A 25,900-nucleotide genomic window follows, 5' to 3' on the forward strand; every position below is an offset into this window, starting at 1 on the left:
AAACATTTTTTTAAATTTTCCAATTTTTTTTATTTAGTATTTGACGAAATTATGAAACTAAAAATATAAAATTATAAATTGTAAGGGGTTTCTTGATAAACGTAATAATTTAACCAATTTGAGAAAAGTAGATTAGCATGACTTCTCCAACGTACAATCGGTGGTTTTTCAGGATTATCATTCCGGAAATAGTTTTTTGGTATAGCAATTTCCGCTCCTCTTTGTACATCTCTTTCATATTCTGATTTTAAAGTATTAATACAATATTCATGATGTCCAGTTGCAAAAATTTGCTTTCCGTCCTCACTAGTAACAAGGTGGACACCTGCATCATCCGATAGACTTAAAATCTTTAATTCTCCTATTTTATCGATATCTTCCTTCTTAACTTCAGTGTGTCTTGAATGCGGTACATAATACTCGTCATCAAAGCCACATACTAGTTTCACAAAGCGATCCTCTACTGAGTGTGGGAAAACACCAAACATTTTTTTATCTAATGTGTATTTAGGAACTCCGTAGTGATGATAAAGACCTGCTTGTGCACCCCAACATATATGCAATGTAGATGTTACATTTTCTTTTGTGAAATCCATGATTTCTTTAAGCTCCGACCAATATTCAACTTCTTCAAAGTCCAATGTCTCAACTGGAGCACCGGTAATAATAAATCCATCATATTTTGTATTTTGAATTTGTGAAATTGTTTTATAAAAGCTTGAAACATGCTCTTCTGAAACGTTCTTGGGCTTGTATGATTCAGTACCGATTAAATCGATATCTACTTGTAGAGGTGAATTTGCAATTAAACGTAATAATTGTGTTTCGGTTTCAATTTTAGTTGGCATTAAGTTTAAAATGCCTATTTGAAGCGGTCTTATATCTTGTGACTCCGCTCGCTCTTTCGTCATATAGAAAACATTTTCTTTCGTTAGTATTTCCGTTGCAGGTAGATCTTTGTTGATAATTACAGGCATTTTTTCCACTCCTCTTTTTTCTTAAGAAAAAGGTAGTAGATTAATGCATGAACTATTTCTACTACCTATTTGAAATAACAAAATTATAGTTTTATTGAATCAAATGAATAATTATTCTCACTTTTTAAACTGAAAAATATCTTCCATCCTTATGCGAGAATACCATTGCAGTTACAGATGCTTCTGGTAGCATCATGAATCCTTCTGTCAAATTAATTCCAATTTCATTTGGATTAATTAACTTAAATAGCTTTTCTTGATCCTCAAGATTTGGACAAGCAGGGTAACCAAATGAAACCCTGATTCCTTGATATCTTGCTTTAAAACGCTCAGACATTGTGAAATCTGGACGATCTGGGAATCCCCATTTTTCTCTCATTAGCATATGCGTTTTTTCAGCTAGACCTTCTGCTAATTCTAGGGCTAATGAGAATAAAACGTGACTCTTTAAATACTCCCCTTCTTGTTTCAATCTTTCGGCAATATTTCTTACTCGTGGGCCTGATGTTACAGAGAAGAATCCAACATAATCCATCTCTTCAGCAACAGGATTTAAAAAGTCGCTTATACAAAGATTTGGTTCTTTTCTTTGTCTTGGAAATTGAAAACGTTCAATCGGTTTTTTCGTTTCAGAGTCATAGATAATGACATCATTGCCATCACTTTGAGCCGGGAAAAATTGATAGATTACTTGGCAGTCAAAATATTCATTTCCATCTTTTATGAATTCTTGAACTAACTCGTATAACTCTTGGCCGCGTTCTTGATTTTCCCATTTACCTTTTACTCCCAAATGATGTCCTATTAGCATTTGGTAATTAATAAAAGGTGCCACTTGAGCTACTGGAATATTTTTAATGACTGTTTTACTCAATGATGAAGGAACTAGGCAATCTGAATTTTGTATTGCTGATCTCTTTGTACTAACTTCAGGAACTGGCAATTCAATCACATTGTCTATTTTTTTAATTGCCTTTTTCTTTTCTTCTAATGCTTTTAATTCATCTGGATTAACAATTTTATTTGCTAAGTCTAAACCAGTCATCGCGTCATTTGAATAAACAACTAATCCATCGTAAATTGGCTGAATTCGATTTTCAGTAAATTTTCTAGTTAATGCAGCGCCACCAACTAATATTGGTGTGTCAATTCCTGCACTTTTTAAGTCACCAGCTGTAATAACCATTTGTTGAGCAGATTTTACTAATAAGCCTGATAAACCAATTATGTCGGGTTTGTTCTCACGAATCTTTGTAATTAAATCATCTGGTCGAATATTAATACCTAAATTGACAACATCAAAGCCATTATTCGTCAAAATAATATCGACTAAGTTTTTTCCGATATCATGAACATCACCTTTAACAGTTGCTAAAATGACTTTTCCTTTTCTAGAGCTTTCAGTTTTCTCCATAAATTGCTCCAAAAAGTTTACAGATGCCTTCATTACTTCTGCACTTTGTAATACTTCAGCTACGATTAGCTCATTATTATTGAAAAGTCTTCCAACTTCATCCATCCCGGTCATTAGTGGACCATTAATAATATTTAACGGTGTGTCACCACGGTCGAGACAAGCTTGTAGATCTTCTATTAATCCTTGTTTTGAACCTTCAATTACACACGCAGCTAATCTTTCTTCAATCGGAAGCTGTTCTTTCGGTTTTTCTTCTTTCTTTACTGAATTTCTAAAATGCTCAACAAATTTATCTAATGTTTCTTGAGACGTATGGAATAATAAATTCTCAGCAAGCTCACGTTCTTCCGCAGGAATTGAAGCAAATCGTTCTAGTTTTTCAGTATTTACAATCGCGTAATCAAGTCCAGCCTTTGTAGAATGATATAAGAAAACGGCATTTAACACTTCACGACCAGCGTTTGGTAAACCGAATGAAATATTACTTAAACCTAAAATCGTTAAACACTGCGGAAATTCATCTTTTATTAATTTAATGCCATCAATTGTTGCTTTTGCAGAACCGATATATTGTGTATCACCTGTTCCAACAGGGAAAACAAGCGGATCAAAAATGATGTCAGTCGCACGAATTTTATATTTTTCAGTTAATAGTTGATAACTTCTTTTTGCAATTTCTAATTTTCTTTCTGCCGATACTGCCATTCCATCTTCATCAATCGTGCCAACTACAACGGCAGCACCATATTTATGAATGAAAGGTAAAATTTTCTCAAATCGCTCCTCCCCATCTTCAAGATTAATCGAATTAATAATCGCTTTACCTTGAATATAAGTCAGTGCTAATTCAATTACTTTTTCATCAGTTGAATCAATCATGATTGGTACTTTTACTTTATTAACTAATTGCTTTACGAAATTTTCCATATCTTCAACTTCATCACGATCAGGATCTGCCATACATACGTCGATGACATGAGCACCTTTTTTCACTTGAGCTCTCGCAATTTCTGAAGCTTCTTCAAATTTTCCGTCAGCGATTAAATTTTTAAATTTACGCGATCCAATAACGTTTGTTCTTTCACCGACAAAAAGTGGTCTCATACTATCATCATAGCGAAGTGATTCTAACCCACTAACCGCATGATCCTCTCTTTTTTTAGGTTGACGAGGAGATATTCCACTTACAGCTTCTTTCATTGCTCTAATATGTTCCGGAGTTGTTCCACAACAACCACCTATAATATTGATCCATCCTTGTTCAGCAAAATCGCGTACTTTGTGCGCTAAAGATTCTGGTGACTCATGATAATGTCCATCTTCATCTGGTAAACCAGCATTTGGATAACATGAAACAAATGTCTCAGATAGATCTGACAATGAACGAACATGGTCTCTCATAAACTCAGGTCCTGTTGCACAGTTTAATCCAACTGAAATAGGAGAAATATGTTCAATGGCTAAATAAAAAGCATCAATTGTTTGACCTGCTAATGTTGTTCCCATTGGTTCAATCGTTCCGGAAATCATCACTGGTAATTTTTTATTTAATTCGTTAAATGCATTACTAATCCCAATACATGCAGCTTTAACATTTCTCATGTCTTGACAAGTTTCAACTAATAAAACATCTACTCCACCATTAATTAAGCCAGTTGCTTGTCGATTATATGCAGTAATTAATTCTTCAAAAGTCACACCACCTGTAACACTGATTGCTTTTGTTGTTGGACCCATCGCTCCTGCTACGTATACATCTTTACCCGATGCCACAACTGCTTGCCTTGCAATCCTTGCTGCAATTTCATTTAATTCAATATCTAAATGCTGTAAATTATAATCGGATAAAACAATATTCGTTGCTCCAAATGTGTTCGTTTCGATAATGTCAGACCCAGCAAATATATATTCCTCGTGAATTTCTTGAATAACATCCGGTCTTGTAACAACTAAATATTCATTACAACCTTCGTATTCTTCACCACCAAAGTCTTCTGCTGTTAAATTTCTTTGCTGGATCATCGTTCCCATTGCTCCATCAAGAAGTAATATTTTTTCTTTTAATGCTACATCTAAAGTTTTCATAGTTGAATCTCCTCTTTATTGCTGCTTTTAGTAAATTGAATTAAGTCCTCTGTTATTTCATACTTCAAAAATGGAGTGATAAAATAAATGCCGTTAAATTTATCCTTAACATAATCAATAAGCTCTTTTGCAATTTTTTTCCCTTCATCAACTGCTCTCTCTGGTTCCACTGATGAAATTCTGTTTCTTACCTCTTCAGATAAAGTAATTCCTGGAACTTCGTAATGGATAAAATCAGCATTCTTCTTACTAACTAATGGCATAATTCCGATAAAAATTGGCTGTTTAATATGACGAGTTGCCTCATATAACTTATCAATCGTTTCAAAATCATAAATAGGCTGCGTTAAAAAATAATCCGCTCCCGCCTCGACCTTTTTTTCAAGTCTTTTAATTGCCGCATCAAATTTTCGAACATTCGGGTTAAAAGCTGCAGCGACAGAAAATCTCGTTCCATTTCCTAAGCTTTTACCGGAATAAAGTCTACCTTCATTCATTTCTTTAATCATTCGAATTAGTTCAAGTGATGCTACATCATATACTGAAGTTGCACCTGGAAATTCTCCTACCCTTGCTGGATCACCTGTAATAGCAAGAACTTCATTTAATCCTAAAGTGGATAGCCCCATTAAATGAGATTGAAGTCCAATCATATTACGATCTCTACAAGTTAAATGCGTCAAGACTGGTACATCCAATCTTTGAAGCAGTGATGCCATTGCCACATTCGAAATTCTAGGTGAAGCTAGTGGATTATCTGCTAGCGTAATTGCGTCAGCCCCTGCGCTATGTAATGCTTTCGCTCCTTCAAAAAACTTTCTAGTTTGTAATGTTTTTGGTGGATCTAGTTCTGCAATGATCGTCGTTCTCTTTTTTGCCTTTTCTGCAAGAGTTTCATTCTTTTGTTCTTCTTGCTTAGGGAATGTAATTTTAATTGTTCTGTTTTTCACTTCTTTTTTTGTAACAGGCTGTAAAGTATCAATCTTACTTCGTAAAGCAGCGATATGCGCTGGTGTTGTACCACAACATCCACCGATTAGTCTTACACCTTGTTCAATAAATGGTTTTGTCATATCTTCAAAATATTCTGGATTCGATTTGTATACGTATTTTCCCTCATTGTATAGTGGTAATCCTGAATTAGGAAATGCCGATAAGTAACCATTCGTTGGTAATGAAACAGTATTTAATGACTCCAACATATGAAGTGGTCCTAGATGACAATTGATTCCGACTACATCTGCACCCAAATCGATTAAATTAGGAAGTATTTTTTCGATATATTGGCCACTTTGCATGACGCCAATTTCTTGTAGTGTTACTTGTGCAATAATTGGTAAATCCGTTCTTCTTCTTAATAGATTTAAAGCATCATATAATTCATTTTCATCATAAAATGTTTCAAGCATGATCCCATCTACGCCTTCTTCTAGTAACGCTGAAGCTTGCTCAAGCAGCATCATTTCACGTTCTAAAGGTGTCGTAAAAGTTGAACCTACATATTTCATTCCACCTATACCACCGATTACTAAAGCTCTTCCTTTTGATGCCGCTCTAGCATTTCTAACAGCCATTTGATTAATTTGCTTAACCAGCTTTTCCAAACCATATTGTCTCAGTTTTCCAGCATTAGCACCGTACGAATTTGTTTGAATCACTTCTGCGCCAGCATCTATATATTGTTCATGTATATGAATGATTCGATCACGCTCAGTAATATTAAGTTCTTCAAAACAGCTGTGAAGTCCACCAGAATACAAAAGTGTTCCCATTGCGCCGTCACCTAAAACAATTCCATCTTTTAACTTTTCCAATAAGCCCATTCAATCACTTCCCGTTTAGATAAAATAAAAAACGCCATTCTCTCAAAAAAATGAGAGAATGACGTTTAAGTACAGATTACGCCTTATCTCTCATGTTTTAAACATGCTGGATTTAGCACTTTTTAGCTTTCGCTAAAGTTGCCGGGTTTCAAAGGGCCAGTCCCTCCACCACTCTCGATAAGGATTATTTAGTTATGTTTAATATAAAACAGTTTACTATATTTATATGATAAAGAAAAGACATTTATGGAAAAATTTCCAAAAATAAATTTATTTTGTTTACATAATAGTATTATTTAACTATTTTTATAGTGTGCTAGTGCTAATAGCGGATAAATTTCATTATAGCTATGATAGTGAATATAAAACTGACCAGGTAATCCTAATCCAGTTGGATAAGTTAATGCTTTATTTGATAATTCACTTTGTGTAGTTAAAAATTTAATCCCTTTTCTAATTATTTCATCTTCTTTATTACGAATTGAAAGTAAAGTATCGACTGCCCACGCTGTTTGACTAGGAGTGCTAAATTTTAAAGGAACATATTTATTTTTAACAGGTGAAAGACCCGATTCTCCCCAACCTCCGTCTTCATTTTGAATACTAACTAACCATTTCTCCGCTTTTTTAATTGCCTCATGATTTTTAGGTATTCCAACGGCTCTGAGCCCAGTAATCGCTGCCCAAGTCCCATAAATATAACAAATCCCCCATCTACCATACCAACTACCATTTGATTTTTGATTTTTTAAAAGCCAATTAATCGACTTTTTCACAATCGGATCATCGTTTGAAATCGTCGTATAGTTTCCAATAAATTCTAAGATACGTCCAGTTAAATCTGCAGTTGAAGGATCGATGATTGCATCTTTTGCATTTTCAATTGGTAAAAATGTTAACCATTTATTTGTAACATTTTTTTCGAAAGCTCCCCAACCACCATCATCATTTTGAAGTCCAAGTAAAAAATGAACTCCCCTTAACCAACTTTCATGAATTGTGGACTGATCCAAGGAACTTCTAGTTAACGCCCTTAAAACTGCACCGGTATCATCATTATCTGGGATAAAAGAATTAACATCAGAGAAGCCCCAACCACCAGGACTTAAATTTTTAGCATGAACCTTCCAGTCACCATTCATATTTTGCTGTTTTTTAATTAGGTAGTTTATGGATTTCGAAACAATCGGATCACTTACGTGGTAACCAGCTTCTTGAATTGCATATGACAATAATGCAGTATCCCAAACTTTTGATGGCGAATTTTCAATATGAAGACCTGCTTCAGTATCGGCAGCATATGAAAGAAGTCCTTGTAGCGCATTTTGAATGACAGATGAAGTAGATTCATAGCCTAAAGCCATTAAAGCATAAATCATATAAAACGTAGAAGTAGCATAGCTATAAAAAGTTCCATTTGTTTCAATACGATCCAGAATAAATCTCTCAGCCTTTTCATATCCTTTCTGGTGAAAATAGAGAGGATACGAAGCTAGCTTCTTACCTTCCTCAAGTAAAAATTGATAAAAACTCCCTCGCTCCTCGTAAAACCATTCTACCTCACTAGTTTCCAAAAGATGATCGATAGTTAGATCATCATCCAATTTCACTTTAAATCGTTTATTTATACATAGAATCATTGGAACTAAATGAACTCTAGCATAATTACTTAAATCAAATAAACTTAACGGCATTTTATCCGGTAGCAAAAAATAACTCATTGGAAAGTAAAATAATTTAGGATACTCAATTAAACCATGAGTAGCTAGAATCATTTTTAACATAAAATGCGTTTTTTTAATACCACCGTTTTCACGAATAAATTTTTCAGCTTTCTTCATACTTGAATGTTCTTTTGTATACTTTTTTGAGAGTAATAAAGCTATGTAAGCTTGTACTGTAGCATTTAAGTTTCCATCTTTTTCATCCTCGTATAATTTCCAAGCTCCATTCGGATGTTGAAGATTGATGATCCGATCAATAATCCCATCAATGACCTTTTGATTTTTGAATTCAAGATCATTCATTAATAAAATCATAAAACTATCCGTTATTAATGAACCTTCAAAACAATATTCCCAAGAACCATTTTCATCTTGTTTTGCTCTTAGATGATTGATCCGCTCTTCAATATTTCGTAAAACAATATTTTCGAGGTCCATTTTACCACCTCAGTTCAATTTTTTTCAGCCTGATGGTATTTTTCCATTCTTGTTGATTGCTCAATTTTAATTTCTTCAAGTTCATCAATTTCTTCTGATACCTCGATTTCTATTTTTTTACTAAAATAAACAATTGAAATAATAAAAGCTAAAAGGCTAAAAGGTAAAACAATTATTTTAAATCCGAACCAAGTAAATGAATGTAAAATATGAAAATAGCTACCTAGTAACAAGCAATAAATGAGTAATAACAGGTCGATAACAATTACACCGCAAAATGATTTTACTATTTTTATTAAAAAAGGATTCAACTAGATCACACTCCATTACTAATCTATGATTTAAATGTGAAATAATGAATTATTCTGTGTAATTAGTACCTGTTAATTGGAAAAACAACAAATTTTAGTGGGAATTTCAAACTTTTTTTCTAAAGTATTTAAATTGAAAATCTATTATATGTCTAATCAGAAACTATTAAAACTGAATATAGTGAGAGTATTGATAGAAAGGAGGGTTTTTAGTATGGCAGCAGAATTTGAAGATTTCAAAGCTTTAAAAGAAGAAATTCAAGAGGTGCTTGCAGCAGCTAATCAAGATGGTTCAATCAATTTTAATTTTTTCAACATTGAAATTAAAGAGAATCGCATCCAAGTCGAACAAAGAGCTGAAGGCGGAGGTCAAATTAATCGAAATGTTGGAATGAACGCAAATCAAGGCGGACAAAATGCTAGAGACAATAGCCAAACAGCAAATGATCGTTCACAATTTGCAGATGGAAATGGTAGAAGTGGTATTGCTGGAAGAGATAATGATGAATTAGGCGGACAACAAGGAATTAAAATCAGAGACAGCAAAATCAAAAGAAGCAAAATCAGAACAGATTCCGAACACAACGAAGGCGCTGGAACTGAAGAAGCAAACAGCGAACAATTCCAATTGCCAAGATTAAATAGAATTAATAGAACAGAATAAATGACTTACCCACTTACAGACTCATATTTTTAAAGTGTGGACAAGCTATGCTAAGATTTAAATAAAAGATGCCTCATCATGATTGAGAATGTTGATCTTGAAATCTATTTGCAATTTTATGTTCACTCTAGTTCATTTTAACTTGACGAAAAATGAGTAGATCTAATAAAAACCCACGAGGAAAATTCCTAGTGGGTTTACTTCATTTTTGACTTAAAACTCCGGTAAATTACTCAAATTATTCTCCGCTATACCATCCGGTTCACTTCTGAGGATGTCACGACCATACTTATGGATTACATCGACATGTGCTAAATTCCCACTTTTTGCTTCTTGTAAAGCTTGAAGATAATCTAGTTCACGATTAAAACTTGTTCTGAAACCAATTAGATCACCATCTTCATTTTTACGAACAGCAACAATATGTTCCTTGTCCTGATTTACTGATTCCTCTACCATCATTTGTTCGTCATCACTTTGATTTCTATACATTTCATATGCTTCTTCAAATCGATCTTGCGTCACTTTTGCATCCTCCTTTTATCATTAGTTTTGCCATTGTAAGAGGATGTAAAACTAATTAGTCCCAGATGAAGGATAAACTACTTCAACTTATAAAGCATTAATTAGTTTTAACTTACTTTTTACTTAATCGATTTTGAAAATAAAATGCAATTGTAGCAGAAAACAGTGCAATTATTATTGTCGTCATCATAATTTTTTAATAGAATCTACTTATCACCAAAGATTCTATTATTTACACTTATTCACATACCCTCATAAAAATCTTTTTTAGATGGAATATATTTAATTGTATCTATGTACTGTTTCATATTTTTATTTTTATAATTCAGTAATTGTATAACCTTCCTTATGTATGAAATTACCTGATTACCAATTTTTTTGTATGCTTTGATATTACCAACAAAGAATTTTCCATATCCTTTACGTAGTAATTCCCATTAATTAAAAAATAATCAGCAGTAGGCTCGTATACATTTAATGGGTTGCTAGCTTTAAGGAGTCAACCTTGAAGTGCACCCAGCGATTACTATCTTTTATTAATTAAACTTTTTTAAAATGTTCTATAAAATCTTCAAGAAACTCATTATACAAATTCGATAAACCTCTTGTTTCTAAATAGATTAGCCAAAAATCAAGTTCAAATAATTGCATCTGTTTATCCTTCAGTGGGATTATTTTCAAATCTCCATTTAATACCATTGGAGAATTCTTTAGTGTAAAGTCGTGAAGATATATAATTGCATCACTTTCTTTTACTAGCTTAAAAAGCATGCTAGTCCTATTTGAACTTATTATCACTTGCTCTGGATTTATTTTCGTAAATTTTAAAATCTGGTTATAATCAGATGTTTCATAAGTTACTAATTTAGTATTTTTTAGATCACTTGGAGTTACAAAGTCTGATGTATAAAAGGGTGAGTTTTTTCCAACTGCTATACATATATGTCCTTTGTAAATGTGCTTATAAGAAATATTATTAGCTTTTTTCAATTCATCAACAGATGCAGAGATAAGCGCAAAATCATAATCTTCCTGATTAAAATTCTCAATAATCTTTGTAGGATTTTGTTCAATTAATTCAAAGGTTAAATCTTCATTTTCTAGATTAAGCTTTACCAAAAATTCTTGAAGTATATAAAAAAAAGCAGGTGCAATTTTTACTTTTAAATGCCTTTGAAAACTGTTTTTATATATGCTCAGTTTTTTATTCATTTCATTTATAGTTTTTAAAACTGAATTTGCTGTTGAAATCACTATTTCACCTTCAAAAGTTGGCGTAATACTTTTTTTGGATCGATTAAAAATTTTTATTCCAAGCTCGTTTTCAAGTTGGGTAATAGACTGACTCAAACCTGGAGTAGATATAAATAGTTTTTCTGCTGCTTTTGTAATCGACTTTTCAATTTCGACAGTGACAATATGCTCCAATTGTTCAAAATTCATATTTATCCTCCGCAAATAATTTTTTTAAAAGTTCAATAAAAAACTACTTCTTTATTCTAGCTATTTTAATTCACTATTTAAAGTTGGTTTAATTTCACTTTTATTTCACAATTTATTCATAGATTACGATGGTAATCTGGTTTTAGTATCAGAAAAAGAAGAAACTATGATGCTTTAATGTTATTCATTTATGAATTCCCTCAAAATGTTTATTTATTATTAAGATATCATTATCAAAATGCTAGTTCAATTATCACCCAAATGTAAAATAGAGGATGATCGATTAAAGATCATCCTCCATTTTGTTGAACCAATGCATGACTAAGTTCAACAACATGATTGAATAATTCAAAAGAGAAGTTAATTGAACTATTAAAAAATAAGAAAAACAGCCCTTAGAGGTTTACCAAATTACCAAATAAAAGTAATTTTATTTCGACTAGTGACTTAATGCCCTCTATTCTATGATTATGCTCAATTTCGTCATAAGACCATGAATCTCTTATAATATGAATTGCTTTCATACCCGCATCTAAAGCAGGTACAATATCACTTCTAAGTGAGTTCCCGATCATTACTGGATTACTTAATTTTTCATTTAACTCCACATAGGTATTTGTATCTTTTTTACTTGTAATAAATACGTTATCAAAATGATGCACCAATCCAGTATCCATTACTCGCTTTGTTTGTACGTCTTTTTCACCTAAAGTCAATATAGTCATACTTGCTACATCTTTGTGGTTTGATAATTCTTCTATTATAAACGTATCATTTTGCAGTGGAATATTTACTTTAAATATCGTTTTTGCTAATGATTGTAATTGATCATTGACAATACTTGATATCTCTATCTTAAATCGTGTTGCCAATAAATCTAAAGTTGATTCCCAAGCATAAGGATATCGCGCTTTACTGAAACCCATATCTTTTATTAGTTCCAAATCAATTTTATTAAAAACTTCTTTAATGTCATTTATTACTACTTTTTCATCTAGCGCTTGATATACTAGATTCGCACATAAATCTACATTATGCCGAAATGCGGCTTGGGTTTGAATTAATGTATCGTCTAAATCAAAAACTAAATCATATTTCATAATTAATTTATCTCACTTTCCAACTGAACCATATTGTTATTAATTTTCACATACGCCTATTGATTCGGCTTTTCTAATTATATATGCTAATTTGCTAAGTGTCCCTAATTTATACTTAAAATAATATAAAAGTAAACCTTAAGTTTGTTTTGCTAATATACTGTAAAAATTTATTTAGATTCTTTTAGCTATTATTCTTTTTAGAAAAAAGAGGAAGATCCTTAGATCATCCTCTTTTTGTTTCTCTATTAATATAAATAATTAATAACAAAGTAAAATACATTCATTGTAATATTATGTATTTTAGAACAAGTCCCAATGATTAAATATGACTTCACTTATTGTTTTAAGGTTCCAATAAGCTATTTGATTTAATTCTGCACTATTCAATTCATTCTCGCTTTATAGTAAGAGCGGTTCAATCAGCCCACTTGTACTCAACACTATATAAAATGGACTAACCTCTTCTTTTATTTGAGGAACACTGAATCACAATCTTTTAAATTGCTTACCATCAGTTTTGGGAGGTTCATTTTGTTTTTTATAGAAGCCAGTTATACCAAACTCATTCCTCATTCAAATGATAAGTTACCTGCACAACCCCAGAAGAAAACGTTCTTGTATTCATCATGATTAAATTCTTTCTCTCTTTTATGTCAACAAACAAAGGTTTTCCTTCACCCAATATAACGGGATGAATTGATAATCTAAATTCATCAACTAGCCCTAAATTTATAAATGATGTAATAAGGCTTGATCCTCCATACAACCAGATGTCTTTGCCAGGCTTTTCCTTCAATTTATTTACTTCTTCAATTATATTTTCATTTATAAATGTTGCATTATTTTCATCTTTTGATTGAGTTCGGGAAAACACATATTTTTCCTTGCTATGTACTAAATTCCACATTTCTTTATCAGATTCAGAGTCGTCTATATTTGGAATATAATTCCCCCACAAATCATAGCTTTTTCGGCCATATAAAATCGTATCAATTTGATTCAAGAAATTTGTGAATTCCATTTCAGGATCCATTATGCACCAATCAATTTCTCCGTTTTTCCCTTCTATAAAACCATCTAATGTAACCGCTAAATCTAAAATTATTTTTCTTTGTTTTATGCTATTTGACAAAACTGTTCCTCCTAATTCGTTTAGACATTTTATTAAACTGGTACTTCTCACTATTAACGAATATTTGTTCTTGTTTTGATTATAACAAGCATGCTTGGTGCTATCAAATTTCGGTATTTTGGTTTAAAAGTACTAAAAGCCTCATGATTTGTAATTTTAGAACGTGTATTCTAAGTTTATTTGCACTTTGGTTTTTTTTATTTGCAGTTTCGAAATTTTTATTTGCAGTTGCCACAATTTTAATTGTAGTTTTGTGATTTTTAATTGCACTTTTGCCAGATTAAATTGCAGTTTCAATATTTTTAATTGCACTTCGACCTTTATTTGCAGCTCGAGAGTTCATATTTGCACTGTTTCAAAATTTATTTGCAGTCACTTTTATCTTAATTGCGCTTCGACCTTTATTTGCAGCTCGGGAGCCCTTATTTGCACTGTTACAAGTTTTATTTGCAGTCACTTATCTTTTTTTTGCACTTCGACGTATATTGCACCCCGGGATCCTTTATTTGCACTGTTACAAATCTTTATTACAGTCACTCATCACTTATTTACACCTCGACCTTTATTTACAACCCTACCCATAAAAAACAAAAAAACCCGCAAACATCTAAGTCTACGAGTTTCAAATTTTACTTATTTAATAACTTAACCTTCTCAACAAGAAAGTTTAAAATAACATGTGCAGCGATTCTGCTTGTCATATCACGGAAGTCGATTGTTGGGTCAAGTTCAACGATGTCCATTCCACAAACTTTAGGATGTGATGCTAAATAACAGATGCCATCTAATAGAGTTTGACTGTCCATTCCTCCAGGTCCAATTGCAGGGCAACCAGGAGCAAAGGCTTGGTCTAGTACGTCCATATCTAGGCTAATGTAAATTGCATCTACTTTGTCTACTAAATGGTTGATGCTCTCTTTAATAATGTTTGAGATTCCTAATTCGCGAACATCACGCATTGAATAGATTGTTACTCCGTTATTAACACCGAATTCAGTGTACGGTGCACTATTTGAAAAATTCCTGATTCCAATTTGAACTAAGTGTTCACCTTTTAGAATGCCTTCGTCAATTAAGCTACGGAAAGGGGTACCGTTTGAACGGCCACCATCTTCAGTATTTCTTAAGTCATGATGAGCATCAAATTGGATAACTCCTACTGTTCCGCGTTCTTTTGCAAAAGCTGAAATGCTTGGAAAGCTAATTCCGTGATCCCCACCTAAAATAATTGGCATCGTTTCTTTGTATTGGCCTAGCAATTCAGAGATTGTCGATTTAATACGATTTCTAGACTCTTCAAAATCAGTCACATGCATCGTAATATCACCAAAATCTGTAACCTTGTAATCTTTTAAATCAATTTGGTCTTCGATATGATAAGTACTGTAGCTACTTAGCATTTTCCGAATTGAAGCAGGTGCAAAGCTTGCACCTGAATGACTAATTGATGTTTTAGATAATGGTACACCGATAATTGAGAAATTTGATGCTTCTGTTCCATTCCATGTAGAGATGATTTCATTTGCCTTTGTTACTTTTGAATCAATGAAAATGGCATCTCCTGCTTTTTTAAGATGTGATAGCGACATCGTGTTCACCCCTACTTACTACTAATTTACCATTCTTAAATACTGATTCTACATGATTTACACCAAAATGGTAAGGTACATAAGTATAGTTTGGTACATTCCAAATTACGACATCTGCCCTACGACCAATTAGTAATTTACCAGCTTGATCTCCACGATTAATCGCGTATGATGAGTTAATCGTTACGGCATTCCAAATTTCTTCAGGTGTCATTTTTAGTTTAAGCATTGCGATTGTCATGATTAATTGTAAATTTTCAGTTGGGCAGCTTCCTGGGTTGAAATCAGTTGCTAATGAAACTGCTACGTTATTTTCAATCATCGCTCGTGCAGGTGCAAATTCAGGTTTATTTAAATAGAAAGTAGTTCCCGGTAAAATGACACCAATTGTGTTGCTCTTCCCAAGCATTTCTACACCTTTTTCAGATGCTCCACATAGATGATCAGCAGAAATAGCGCCAATTTCAGCTGCCATTTCAGTGCCACCTAGAGGATCTATTTCATCTGCGTGAATTTTAACATGAAATCCTTGTTCTTTTGCTTTTAATAAAAATTCTCTTGATTGTTCAACTGAAAAAACACCTGTTTCAGCGAATACATCTACAAATTCAGCAAGTTCTTCTTCTTTAATAACATCTAATAGAGAAAGCATTTTTTCTAAGAAAGCTTCTTCATTTCCTTTATACTCCTTTGGTACTGCATGCGCACCTAAGAAAGTTGAAACTAAATCAATATCATGCTCGGCTTGTAATTCCTTAGCAACTCGAAGTTGTTTTAATTCAGTTTCTTCATCAAGACCATAACCACTTTTTGCTTCAACTGTTGTTACACCGAATGAAAGCATTCTGTTTAAGTGATGAATCGTTTTCTTTTTTAAATCTTCATGAGTAGCTAATTTAGTTTGACCTACAGTAGAATGGATCCCGCCGCCCATTTCTAATATTTCTAAATAAGAAGCACCTTGTAATTTCAAACTAACTTCATGCTCACGTGATCCTCCAAAGACCACGTGAGTATGAGGGTCAACTAATCCTGGAGTGACTAGTTTTCCCTGGCAATCAATTACTTCTTTTGCATCAATTTTCTGTTCGTTCATTTGTCCGATATAAATAATTTGCCCATCTTTCCATGCAATTTCTGCATTTTCTAGTACAGGAAGATTACTCATTTCTTTTCCATGAATTGGACCATCACCATGATCCATCGTTAATAATTGACCAATATTTGTTAATAGAATATCTGCTTTCAATTTTAACACCTACTTCATCATTGGGATGTTTACGCCTTTTGCTTTCGCAGTTTCAACAGCTAAATCATAACCTGCATCAACGTGACGAACTACACCCATTCCTGGATCAGAAGTTAATACTCTTTCGATACGTTTTGCAGCTGCATCAGTACCGTCAGCAACGATTACCATACCAGCATGTAAAGAGTAACCCATACCTACACCACCACCGTGGTGTACACTTACCCAGCTTGCTCCATTTACACCATTAATAAGTGCATTTAGAATTGGCCAGTCAGCTACTGCATCACTACCATCTTTCATGCTTTCTGTTTCACGATTTGGAGATGCTACTGATCCACAATCTAAGTGGTCACGACCGATTACGATTGGAGCTTTTAATTCGCCATTTTTAACCATTTCGTTAATGATTTTACCGAATTTTGCACGCTCACCGTAGCCTAACCAACAAATACGTGATGGTAAACCTTGGAATGCAACCTTTTCACGAGCCATACGAATCCAGTTACATAAATGCTCGTTATCAGCAAATTCACGTAAGATTACTTCGTCTGTTTTGTAAATATCTTCTGGATCACCAGAAAGTGCTACCCAACGGAAAGGACCTTTCCCTTCACAGAATAATGGACGAATAAATGCAGGTACGAAACCAGGGAAATCAAATGCATTTTTAACGCCTTCATCTAATGCAACTTGACGAATGTTATTACCGTAATCAAATGCGAGTGCTCCACGTTGTTGCATCGCTAAAATTGCTTCAACATGAACTGCCATACTATGTTTTGCACGTTTAATTACTTCATCTGGATTTTCTACACGAAGTTTCTTTCCTTCTTCCATTGTCATTCCGATTGGTAAATAACCATTTAATGGATCATGTGCTGAAGTTTGGTCAGTAATTAAATCTGGTACAAAATTACGTTCAACTAATTGAGGTAAAATTTCAGCAGCATTACCTACTAAACCGATTGCTAAAGCTCTTCCTTCGTTTTTAGCTTCAGTAGCAAGTTGTAAAGCTTCCTCTAAATCGTGAGTTAATACATCACAATATCTAGTGTCAATACGACGTTGAATTCTAGTTTCATCAACATCAATACCGATTACAACTCCACCATTCATTGTTACAGCTAGAGGTTGAGCGCCACCCATACCACCAAGACCTGCAGTAATTGTAATTGTACCTTTTAAGCTGCCACCGAAATGTTGTTTAGCAGCTTCACCAAATGTTTCATAAGTACCTTGTAAGATCCCTTGAGTACCAATGTAAATCCAGCTACCAGCAGTCATTTGACCGTACATCATTAAGCCCTTTTCATCTAATTCACGGAAGTGTTCCCAAGTTGCCCATTTTGGAACTAAGTTTGAGTTCGCTAATAAAACTCGTGGTGCATCTTCGTGAGATTTAAAAACTGCAACTGGTTTACCTGATTGAACTAATAATGTTTCATCGCTCTCTAATTTCTTTAATGATTCAATAATTGCATCAAAGCTTTCCCAGTTTCTTGCCGCTTTACCGATTCCACCATATACTACTAAATCTTCTGGTCTTTCTGCTACTTCTTCGTCTAAGTTGTTTAATAACATACGAAGTGCTGCTTCTTGAACCCAACCTTTAGTGTTTAATTCAGTACCTCTTGGCGCTTTTAAAGATCCTTTTGTGATTTCCATTTTATTTCCACCTCTTCTTATATTTGTGTTTGTTTTGTATAGTTTTTTGCTATGAAATTTTCTTTTAAATAAGTTGTTAATTTTTCAATATCTTTTGAGAATACGCGATCTCTAGTAATTGATGGAACAGTTTTACGAGCATCTTCCATAAACTTTCTAGTTGTTTCAGACATTTTTTCAATTCCTTTATATTCAACACCTTGCATTGCACAAATACATTCGATTGCTAAAACTCTTCTAGCGTTTTGTAGAATTTGGTAAGCATGACGTGCACCGATTGTACCCATACTTACATGGTCTTCTTGGTTTGCTGAAGAAGGAATTGAGTCAACACTTGCTGGATGCGCTAATGTTTTATTTTCAGAAACTAAAGCAGCTGCCACGTATTGCATAATCATTGCACCAGATTGTAATCCTGGTTCTGGACTTAAAAATGGTGGTAAATCATTTAATTGTGGGTTAACTAAACGCTCAATACGTCTTTCTGAAATATTCGCTAACTCAGCAACACCTAATTTAAAGAAGTCCATTGCAAATGCGATTGGTTGACCATGGAAATTCCCACCAGAGAATACATCATCACCGAATAATAATGGATTATCAGTCGCTGCATTCATTTCGATTTCTAATTTTTCTTTTGCATAGTTCAGAACTTGCCAGCTTGCTCCATGAACTTGAGGGATACATCTTAATGTATAAGCGTCTTGAACTCGGATTTCACCTTGTCTAGTCGTTAATTGGCTTGTTGCTAAAATATTGCGGTAACGTTCAGCTACTTCAATTTGTTCTTTATATCCACGAGCAATATGAATTCTTTCATCAAAAACATCTGTAATACCATTTAATGCTTCAAATGTAATAGAAGAAATTAATTCACTTTGATAAGCTAATTCTTCACCTTCAAGATAAGTAAGAATACCCATTGCTGTCATTGCTTGAGTACCATTAATTAGAGCTAAACCTTCTTTAGCTTCTAGTGTGATTGGTAAAATCCCTTCTTTTGCTAAAGCTTCTGCTGTTTCCATACGTTTTCCTTTATAGAAAACTTCACCTTCACCAAGTAAAACTAGAGCTAAATGAGATAAAGGAGCTAAATCTCCACTTGCACCTAATGATCCTTGAGATGGGATAACCGGGTGAATTTGAGCATTAATTAATGAAAGTAATTTTTCAACAACTACTAAACGCACACCAGAGTGACCTTTTAACATTGTATTTGCACGAAGTACTAACATCGCTCTTGAAACTAATTCAGGGAACGGTTCACCAACACCACATGCATGTGAAGCGATTAAGTTATATTGAAGTGTTGAAACATTTTCTTTTTCAATTAATACATCACTAAATTTTCCAAAACCTGTTGTGATACCATAAACGACTTTGCCATTATTTACGATTTCTTCTACTTTTTCTCTACATGCTTTTACCGCAACTAAGCTTTCTTCACCTGCTTTTACATATGCCATATCGAATAAAATACTTTTCATTTGTTCCATTGTTAAGCTATTACCAGTTAAAGTTACCATTAAAAACACCTCCGAATTTTGTCAAAAAAAACACAGAAAGAGGCTATGAGACGTAAATAGTAACTTACGAATCATAGCCCCCTATCATCTAATAAACTATGGGCGATTATATGTGATTAATGCCGAGTCCTGCTGATTCATGCTCCGATCCTTTAATTGGAGCACCAATCGTTCCGTATAGTGCAACTGCTATCCAGTCACCTTCGTTCACGTTTTTATAAGGCTTTCCTCTAACAACAGCAAATCTAAGTCCCACTGTTCTAAGAACATCACCTAATTGAACATGACCTCTTGTTACGCCTTGAATTGCTTCAAGTGTTGCATGATATAATGAATGAACTTCTCTATATAGAGCTCCATTGATTACACCATTTTGTTTGGCAGCGGTTTCAATCGCAGCAACGACCTTTTGAGAATCCATTGTACCGACTTTACCTACACACCATACAACGTTTTCATTTTTCATTAATTCTTCTTCATGATCGGTCAAAGCAAGCATCATAGCTGTTCGACCAATTCGTTGATTTTGCTCTGCCATATCGCTAATACCTCTTACTTACTTTCTCTAATAAACTAGTATCTGATTACATTATATGCCAACAATTAGTAAACTTCAATATTTTCAGATTATTATTTTTAAAAAATATTTTTTTATTAAAACTTGTTGCAATATTCAAAATATTCATCAGTAATTTATTATTTAAAAAAACTTGTCCATTTATCGTCTTTTAATAATAATTTGATGAATAACAGAAAAAAGGAATGATTCGCCGATTATTAAGCTTTTTTTCTTAACACTAGCTGCCAAGTAACACCAAAACAATCAGTCACCCATGTAACCTTACTAAAATCATTCATTTCTACTGGCCCCATAAGTACTTTCCCATCACTCTTCAAGCCACCAAAAATCACTTCAAACTCTTCATCGTCTTTGCATTCTAAATAAAAGGAAACAGCCCAAGTAAAATCAGGACAAGATTCTTTATCCATATCCAAAACCATAAAAGACTGTCCTAAAATTTCAATGATGCCATTTAGAATGTTCCCTTCTACTCCTCGGTCATCTTTCGTATATCTTCGAAGAGAAACGAGTTTTGAATTCGGAAAAATACGAACATAATAGTTCATTGCTTCCTCCGCATTGCCACTAAACGTAAGAAATGGAGTAATCCTTTGCCCTGATACAACCGGTATTACTTGTTCTTGTGTCATCTCCTAAAACCCTCCAAACAATTTGTAATTACCTCGTTTTAGAACTAAAGAAACAGCTGTAATTCATCTATTTCCGCTTGAGATTTAGCCTTTAATAAATCTAAATATAAATAGATTGTACCATATTTTTACATATCTAAAAACTTCGCAAGTATATGAGAGTTAATAAAGAATGAGCTGACAATTAATGATATAACCAGCAATCTTTCCTCTTTCTCCAAGAAACATATAGATATGTTAATCCTCAATTCAAGTATTTCCTAATCTTAACAATTTTCTTCTTTTGTTAATTTTTTAATTATATAATTGTATAAAAGGAGGTTTATATGAAAAAATTTTTTGGAAGAATTTTTAAAAAGAATTTAAAAAATGATAATGCATACTATAACGATCTTTATAAGCAGTTTATAACAAACGACTTAAATCTAAATTCCAACTTTGCTAATTTATCGTTAGTTTCTAAACTAGAAAACGCATGGAAAATGGATTTCCTGGCTAATGTTAAAGAAAGAGTTATAGAAAAAGAAGGTTGGAGCAATGAAAAATATTCCTTTATTGAAAGGGAATTAAAGCGCTTTTTCTTAATGGCAGCAATCTTTGAAAACATTCCAATGTATAGTCAAGAAGTTGATAAAATCTGGCACGAAATGATTTTATTTACGAAAAGTTATCATAACTTCTGCAAGTCTTTTTCTGGTGAAATGATCCACCATGAACCAAATGTTCATAAAGAAGATGTAACTATAACCGATAGAACTGATGCTAGAGCTGTCTACAATTTGTTATATAATACTTTGTTTGAAACGACATCTGTAAATACCTATGTCTTAGGAAATTTAGTTGTTAATGATAAAAATACTAAAGTTCAAGAATATTTATCGAGTAAAACAATACAAACAAAAAGTTTCGTTTCACATTTAAACTCACAAACTAAACATAATTTTTTAAACGAGTTTGCTAGAATTCAAAAAATATTAGTAGAAAAAGAAAAAGAAGGAGCAAGAACTAAACACCAATCACCAAAATCTTACCCAAGTTCAGCTAATCGTTCATCTTCTAACAAAAAATCAGATGATGGGCATATTAATTCAACATTTTTAGCTACAAATACTTTTTTTGCATTAAATGAAAGTTCAAATGATTGTTCTAGCAAGAATGATAGTCATCATCATAGCTCGCACTCTTCATACTCTAGTTCATCACATTCCTCTTGTTCTAGTTCTCACTCTTCGTGTTCTAGTTCAAGTTGCTCAAGTTCTGGTTGTTCAAGTTGATCTATTAATACTGTCATCCAAGTATATTTACATTAACTCAACCTTAAGGTTGGGCTAAATTGCTTTATTTTTAGTAAACTTTTAATGCTTTTATTTAGGGGCAATTTAACCATTTCTCGTATCCCCAAAAGGTAAAATAATATAGCTAATTGTTAGCACTAAAATAATAATTGCTAACCAAAAATTATGGGCCGATTCTCCATTATTTACAATAATAAAACGAATAGTAGCTGTAATTCCGATATATAGAAGATAGCGTATTGGAAAATGATAATTTTCTTTGAAATATTGAACAATAATTGATATAAATCCAAAATATAAGAAAAATATTAAAACTTTGCCAAAAATCTGATGAACATTATTATTACCTAGTAAAATATCGTTAAAAATATAATAAAGTTCTCTGAAAAGGAAATACGCAAGAATCAAGCTCAGTATTAATAAAGATATATTTAATAAAGTTTGATAAAGCTTGATCAACAATTTTCGATTTTTAAACCAACTCATTCCAATCATTTGTCTCCCCCGGTTTTTTGACCCTTATAAAAATTTATTTACAAATGATAACCACTAATCATAATCGTTTCTTCTATATAATATTGCGATCGAACACAAAAACCGAAATGCCTATGTTTTCTTCAACTTTCATATCTGAAAAAAGATGGACTAATTTTGCACCTACAAGTTCCTCTAAACCTTCTGGTGGATTATTTAAGTACAATTCTTGAATCATTTTTGTTCGTGCAGTATGAACCATTTCTGCCCCGTTCATTGTTCCGGAAATAAATTTTTCAGTTGGAGTCAAATTACCATATAATGTTGAAACAGCCATGTTTTCAACAAATACCGTATGAATCCGCTCTGGACCTTTTCCAAACAAATCTTTCCGAAGTTTTCGCATCATATCATTAAATTCGTGTATTTTTTTTGACATTACTTTTTCGCCTCAATTTCAATTTTTTAAATGTTATAGCTTATCTTTGCACAGTATTCTTTAACCTATTTACTAAGACGAGGAATAATATGTTAGTTTCTATTACATTTTTCACAAAATCACTTCACTTACCACTTTTTTGAAAAAAAAAATTCCACCAGGAAGACAATTAGCCGATTCAAAGGCTTTCTGTCGTCATGGTGGAATAGTTAATTAGCAAAAAAATTTACTAAAATACCAATCCAATTTAAGTTAAATGAATTTAATAGAACCATAACAATAACATTATCATGTTTCCATATCATCCGGATTTATTATATCTCTATCTGTTTAAATTAACAATCATATTGTTAATTTTATATTTTTCTGTCAAATTCGAATGTTAAACATTTAATAGCTTACATAATTAAACATTGCCTGTACTGAAGCAGTAATTTTAATTTGTCCCTCTTGAATTGGCGTAGTTGGACCGCTGAATGCTGCTGCAGTCATTGTTAATGAAGACATTGGGCGTACAACTTGAATTCCTTCTTCAGCCATCCAAATTGGTATGTTATTAATCGATAACCCTAGGGATTTCGCAATGTTTTCGGCATTCATTTTTGCATTTAAAGTTGCCTTTTGTAGTGCTTCTCCGTAATATGGTTCGGGATTTGCTACTTCGAATGTAAGATTCCTTACTTCATTTGCTCCATTTTCAACTGCAACGTCAATCACTTTCCCAACATTTGCAAGATCCTTCACGATTACTTTGAAAATATGACTCACCCGATATCCCTTAAAAATTTGCTGTGAATCTTGGTAATCAACTATTCGATCAATTGTATATGAATTCGTTTCAATTTCGTCTTGTTTAATTCCTATCCCTTTTAATGCATCTATAATTTTATTTGAAATGATTGCATTCTCTGTTTGAGCCGTTTGTACCTTCATATCTTCTACTACAGAACCTAATAGGACAAACGACTGGTCGGGCTTTACTGATACTTCACCTTTTCCCGTTGCTTTAATCGTATAATTACTATTCATATTGCCTGATCGGAAAGCACTTTGATATTGAGGGGTTGAATAATCATTTCGCATACCTGTTAAGTTATAATTATTAAATGGATAAATCTTCCTCACATCCTTTTAAGATGAAAAATATTGTATTTGTGCCCATATTTTATGTATTGAGGGCTTTTTCTGTGAATAGATGAATCAAGAGAATATTTAGTTTGATATATTGATTTCAAACGGACAAAAAAAGCCAATAAACTTTAGGAAACTCCCTCTCGTCTACAGGCTTTATCAATTTATTTTCATTAGAAAATATATGGATTACCACTGATGTTTTTTCTCATGTCATCAGTTATTTTCAGTTCTTCTTCACCTAATTCATCATCAGTTTGATCTTTTGGTTTTCCAATTTCTAGTGGTACTTCATATACCGGTACGCTGCCATCGTAATATGTAGAATTGTTTTCCATTTTAATTCCCCTTTTTCAAATAATAGATTCGAAGTTAGTCAGACTTATTTATGTATTATGCTTAAATCTATCCACACTTTAATTAAACTAGAATATACCTTGAATTACTATTGGGGGAATTTAACCAATTTTATCTTGAAAAGAATTCTAAAATAACCAAATTTTAGTTACTTTTAGATTGGAAGCCCAATAAATTCAACAATACTTTATTGGGGGAATTTTTTAAAAAACACAAAAAAATGTTATTAAAATAACAAATAATTATCTAACATTTTTAATATTACTAAGATTATTCAAAAGTCCTACTCAAAAAAGGAATGGATTTCTCCATTCCACTTTTTTAGAAACTAAATACTGGTTTAAAATCACCTTTATAAGGTTCATGCTCAACAAATACAGTTATATCCTTACCATCTTTGTCTTTGCCTGTTCTTTTGTAAGTAAATTTATTATTATTAAGCTCAGTCAATTCAAGAACAGCACCATACTTATTTGTTCCGATTGAAACATGTGCTCTGATTTTATTTTCGTGGGCAATATCGAAATATCCATAGTCACCTCGGCTTTTACCTGTTTCTAAATTGAAAAACTCATATTTATTAGAGTATCCATCAAATTTTGCAAGACTAATAAAATTCGTATTATATTTCGTTACGTCCTTCCCTTGTTCATCTAGTACTTTTGTACCATTCCAAAGTGTTCTACCTAAAATTCTATCACCATCAACTTTTTTTACAATCTCGCCTGTTTTAGAATCTAATTTTTTATCAGGATCTGTAAAAGAAAGCTGTTTTTCTTTATAAGGAACATGTTCAACATATACTTCTACATCGTTACCGTTTGCATCTTTCCCCATTCTTTTATAAGTAAATACGTTTTTATTTAGTTTTGTCATATCGACTACAGCTTGGTAATTCATTGATTCAGAAATTAAAATTCGTTTTTTACCATCATTTGTAATAAAGAATGTTCCTTTATCACCACGACTTTGACCAGTTTTTGCATCAAAAAATTCGTATCTACCTGATTTTGCATCATATTTAGCAAGACCAATAAAATTTGCGTTCTCTTTTGTTAAATCATGATGATTTTTATCATACACTCTTGTACCTTGCCAGTTTGTACTACTTAAAATATTAGCCATTACCTGGCCCTTTGTTAACTTGTTCTTTACTTTTTTAGGTGCTTTGTATACTCTTTCTTGTTTTTGTTTACCATGCTCTACTTGTGCGTTAGCAGCAGAATTATAACTTGTTACTACTAAAGATACTCCGAGTAATATTGATGAAATTGTTTTTGTTTTTTTAATCATTTTAATGATCTCCTCATATTTTTAT

Annotated in this window: 22 protein-coding genes and 1 riboswitch; of the genes, 2 read left to right on the plus strand and 20 right to left on the minus strand. The window is 32.7% G+C overall.

The features are described from left to right. Window positions 1-71: 71 nt before the first annotated feature. The 5 genes from metA to COJ46_RS02830 all read right to left on the minus strand — a co-directional run bounded on the left by metA (window position 72) and on the right by COJ46_RS02830 (window position 8,775). The gene (metA, locus tag COJ46_RS02810; RefSeq protein WP_097977553.1) at window positions 72-977 is read right to left on the minus strand and encodes a homoserine O-acetyltransferase MetA; all 906 of its coding nucleotides are present in this window, start codon (window positions 975-977) and stop codon (window positions 72-74) included. A 124-nt stretch (window positions 978-1,101) separates the two neighbouring features. Next, the gene (gene metH / locus COJ46_RS02815; protein WP_098565689.1) at window positions 1,102-4,479 is read right to left on the minus strand and encodes a methionine synthase; all 3,378 of its coding nucleotides are present in this window, start codon (window positions 4,477-4,479) and stop codon (window positions 1,102-1,104) included. Next, window positions 4,476-6,302, minus strand: coding sequence for a bifunctional homocysteine S-methyltransferase/methylenetetrahydrofolate reductase (locus COJ46_RS02820; RefSeq protein WP_098565690.1), 1,827 nt, complete (start codon window positions 6,300-6,302; stop codon window positions 4,476-4,478). Before COJ46_RS02820 ends, metH begins: the two co-directional genes overlap by 4 nt. An 80-nt stretch (window positions 6,303-6,382) precedes the next feature. Beyond that, window positions 6,383-6,486, minus strand: a riboswitch (SAM riboswitch). Window positions 6,487-6,598: 112 nt separating this feature from the next. After that, window positions 6,599-8,464 (minus strand): terpene cyclase/mutase family protein, encoded by a 1,866-nt coding sequence (locus COJ46_RS02825; RefSeq protein WP_097977558.1) that lies wholly within the window; start codon window positions 8,462-8,464, stop codon window positions 6,599-6,601. A 14-nt stretch (window positions 8,465-8,478) separates the two neighbouring features. Beyond that, entirely contained in the window at window positions 8,479-8,775 is a 297-nt protein-coding gene (locus tag COJ46_RS02830) for a hypothetical protein (RefSeq protein WP_097977560.1), read from the minus strand. Window positions 8,776-8,989: 214 nt separating this feature from the next. On the opposite strand from COJ46_RS02830, the gene COJ46_RS02835 reads away from it, so the two are divergent. Then, on the plus strand, window positions 8,990-9,439 hold the full coding sequence (locus tag COJ46_RS02835) for a hypothetical protein (protein ID WP_286133607.1): 450 nt from the start codon (window positions 8,990-8,992) through the stop codon (window positions 9,437-9,439). Window positions 9,440-9,652: 213 nt separating this feature from the next. Here COJ46_RS02835 and COJ46_RS02840 read toward each other — a convergent pair whose 3' ends face one another. The 10 genes from COJ46_RS02840 to COJ46_RS02890 all read right to left on the minus strand — a co-directional run bounded on the left by COJ46_RS02840 (window position 9,653) and on the right by COJ46_RS02890 (window position 20,886). Next, a complete protein-coding gene (locus COJ46_RS02840; protein WP_420488154.1) occupies window positions 9,653-9,901 on the minus strand; it encodes a DUF3892 domain-containing protein in 249 nt (82 codons plus the stop codon). Window positions 9,902-10,504: 603 nt separating this feature from the next. Beyond that, the gene (locus tag COJ46_RS02845; RefSeq protein WP_097977564.1) at window positions 10,505-11,407 is read right to left on the minus strand and encodes a LysR family transcriptional regulator; all 903 of its coding nucleotides are present in this window, start codon (window positions 11,405-11,407) and stop codon (window positions 10,505-10,507) included. 395 nt (window positions 11,408-11,802) lie between these two features. After that, window positions 11,803-12,507, minus strand: a complete 705-nt coding sequence (locus tag COJ46_RS02850) for an HAD family hydrolase (RefSeq protein ID WP_097977566.1) — start codon at window positions 12,505-12,507, stop codon at window positions 11,803-11,805. A 565-nt stretch (window positions 12,508-13,072) separates the two neighbouring features. After that, window positions 13,073-13,642 (minus strand): dihydrofolate reductase family protein, encoded by a 570-nt coding sequence (locus COJ46_RS02860; protein ID WP_097977568.1) that lies wholly within the window; start codon window positions 13,640-13,642, stop codon window positions 13,073-13,075. A 629-nt stretch (window positions 13,643-14,271) separates the two neighbouring features. Continuing rightward, a complete protein-coding gene (gene hutG / locus COJ46_RS02865; RefSeq protein WP_097977569.1) occupies window positions 14,272-15,231 on the minus strand; it encodes a formimidoylglutamase in 960 nt (319 codons plus the stop codon). Then, entirely contained in the window at window positions 15,212-16,435 is a 1,224-nt protein-coding gene (gene hutI / locus COJ46_RS02870; protein WP_217993271.1) for an imidazolonepropionase, read from the minus strand. The genes hutG and hutI overlap by 20 nt, the downstream gene beginning before the upstream one ends. A 54-nt stretch (window positions 16,436-16,489) precedes the next feature. Continuing rightward, window positions 16,490-18,148: a urocanate hydratase gene (hutU, locus tag COJ46_RS02875; RefSeq protein WP_097977572.1), complete on the minus strand. Its 1,659-nt coding sequence runs from the start codon at window positions 18,146-18,148 to the stop codon at window positions 16,490-16,492. Between the two features lie 17 nt (window positions 18,149-18,165). Then, on the minus strand, window positions 18,166-19,674 hold the full coding sequence (hutH, locus tag COJ46_RS02880; RefSeq protein ID WP_097977574.1) for a histidine ammonia-lyase: 1,509 nt from the start codon (window positions 19,672-19,674) through the stop codon (window positions 18,166-18,168). A 106-nt stretch (window positions 19,675-19,780) separates the two neighbouring features. Beyond that, window positions 19,781-20,212: a histidine utilization transcription antiterminator HutP gene (gene hutP, locus COJ46_RS02885; RefSeq protein WP_097977576.1), complete on the minus strand. Its 432-nt coding sequence runs from the start codon at window positions 20,210-20,212 to the stop codon at window positions 19,781-19,783. Window positions 20,213-20,451: 239 nt separating this feature from the next. Next, window positions 20,452-20,886, minus strand: a complete 435-nt coding sequence (locus COJ46_RS02890; protein WP_097977578.1) for a VOC family protein — start codon at window positions 20,884-20,886, stop codon at window positions 20,452-20,454. A gap of 326 nt (window positions 20,887-21,212) precedes the next feature. Between COJ46_RS02890 and COJ46_RS02895 the strand changes: the two genes are divergently transcribed. After that, a complete protein-coding gene (locus COJ46_RS02895) occupies window positions 21,213-22,160 on the plus strand; it encodes a glycine-rich domain-containing protein (protein WP_097977580.1) in 948 nt (315 codons plus the stop codon). A 105-nt stretch (window positions 22,161-22,265) separates the two neighbouring features. Here COJ46_RS02895 and COJ46_RS02900 read toward each other — a convergent pair whose 3' ends face one another. The 5 genes from COJ46_RS02900 to COJ46_RS02915 form a co-directional block, all read right to left on the minus strand. Then, a complete protein-coding gene (locus COJ46_RS02900; RefSeq protein ID WP_097977581.1) occupies window positions 22,266-22,676 on the minus strand; it encodes a phosphate-starvation-inducible protein PsiE in 411 nt (136 codons plus the stop codon). Window positions 22,677-22,749: 73 nt separating this feature from the next. Next, entirely contained in the window at window positions 22,750-23,094 is a 345-nt protein-coding gene (locus COJ46_RS02905) for a Na-translocating system protein MpsC family protein (RefSeq protein WP_097977583.1), read from the minus strand. A 390-nt stretch (window positions 23,095-23,484) separates the two neighbouring features. Further along, window positions 23,485-24,219, minus strand: coding sequence for an SIMPL domain-containing protein (locus COJ46_RS02910; protein WP_141437811.1), 735 nt, complete (start codon window positions 24,217-24,219; stop codon window positions 23,485-23,487). 179 nt (window positions 24,220-24,398) lie between these two features. After that, complete coding sequence (locus tag COJ46_RS24330; protein ID WP_176522595.1) at window positions 24,399-24,563, minus strand: hypothetical protein; 165 nt, start codon at window positions 24,561-24,563, stop codon at window positions 24,399-24,401. A 340-nt stretch (window positions 24,564-24,903) separates the two neighbouring features. Beyond that, on the minus strand, window positions 24,904-25,875 hold the full coding sequence (locus COJ46_RS02915; protein WP_097977587.1) for a DUF4822 domain-containing protein: 972 nt from the start codon (window positions 25,873-25,875) through the stop codon (window positions 24,904-24,906). Window positions 25,876-25,900 lie beyond the last annotated feature (25 nt).

Origin of the sequence: Bacillus sp. AFS077874 (genome assembly GCF_002566505.1) — a bacterium.
GTDB lineage: Bacteria > Bacillota > Bacilli > Bacillales > Bacillaceae_G > Gottfriedia.

Bases quoted from the DNA above. Each gene is read 5' to 3' on its own strand.
- COJ46_RS02850 (WP_097977566.1), bottom strand. From the start codon at position 12,507: ATGAAATATGATTTAGTTTTTGATTTAGACGATACATTAATTCAAACC.
- COJ46_RS24330 (WP_176522595.1), bottom strand. From the start codon at position 24,563: ATGGAAAACAATTCTACATATTACGATGGCAGCGTACCGGTATATGAA.
- COJ46_RS02845 (WP_097977564.1), bottom strand. From the start codon at position 11,407: ATGAATTTTGAACAATTGGAGCATATTGTCACTGTCGAAATTGAAAAG.
- COJ46_RS02900 (WP_097977581.1), bottom strand. From the start codon at position 22,676: ATGATTGGAATGAGTTGGTTTAAAAATCGAAAATTGTTGATCAAGCTT.
- hutU (WP_097977572.1), bottom strand. From the start codon at position 18,148: ATGGAAATCACAAAAGGATCTTTAAAAGCGCCAAGAGGTACTGAATTA.
- COJ46_RS02835 (WP_286133607.1), top strand. From the start codon at position 8,990: ATGGCAGCAGAATTTGAAGATTTCAAAGCTTTAAAAGAAGAAATTCAA.
- hutH (WP_097977574.1), bottom strand. From the start codon at position 19,674: ATGGTAACTTTAACTGGTAATAGCTTAACAATGGAACAAATGAAAAGT.
- COJ46_RS02820 (WP_098565690.1), bottom strand. From the start codon at position 6,302: ATGGGCTTATTGGAAAAGTTAAAAGATGGAATTGTTTTAGGTGACGGC.
- hutP (WP_097977576.1), bottom strand. From the start codon at position 20,212: ATGGCAGAGCAAAATCAACGAATTGGTCGAACAGCTATGATGCTTGCT.
- COJ46_RS02915 (WP_097977587.1), bottom strand. From the start codon at position 25,875: ATGATTAAAAAAACAAAAACAATTTCATCAATATTACTCGGAGTATCT.
- COJ46_RS02895 (WP_097977580.1), top strand. From the start codon at position 21,213: ATGAAAAAATTTTTTGGAAGAATTTTTAAAAAGAATTTAAAAAATGAT.
- COJ46_RS02905 (WP_097977583.1), bottom strand. From the start codon at position 23,094: ATGTCAAAAAAAATACACGAATTTAATGATATGATGCGAAAACTTCGG.
- COJ46_RS02825 (WP_097977558.1), bottom strand. From the start codon at position 8,464: ATGGACCTCGAAAATATTGTTTTACGAAATATTGAAGAGCGGATCAAT.
- metA (WP_097977553.1), bottom strand. From the start codon at position 977: ATGCCTGTAATTATCAACAAAGATCTACCTGCAACGGAAATACTAACG.
- hutG (WP_097977569.1), bottom strand. From the start codon at position 15,231: ATGTCGCTATCACATCTTAAAAAAGCAGGAGATGCCATTTTCATTGAT.
- hutI (WP_217993271.1), bottom strand. From the start codon at position 16,435: ATGGATCATGGTGATGGTCCAATTCATGGAAAAGAAATGAGTAATCTT.
- metH (WP_098565689.1), bottom strand. From the start codon at position 4,479: ATGAAAACTTTAGATGTAGCATTAAAAGAAAAAATATTACTTCTTGAT.
- COJ46_RS02840 (WP_420488154.1), bottom strand. From the start codon at position 9,901: ATGATGGTAGAGGAATCAGTAAATCAGGACAAGGAACATATTGTTGCT.
- COJ46_RS02890 (WP_097977578.1), bottom strand. From the start codon at position 20,886: ATGACACAAGAACAAGTAATACCGGTTGTATCAGGGCAAAGGATTACT.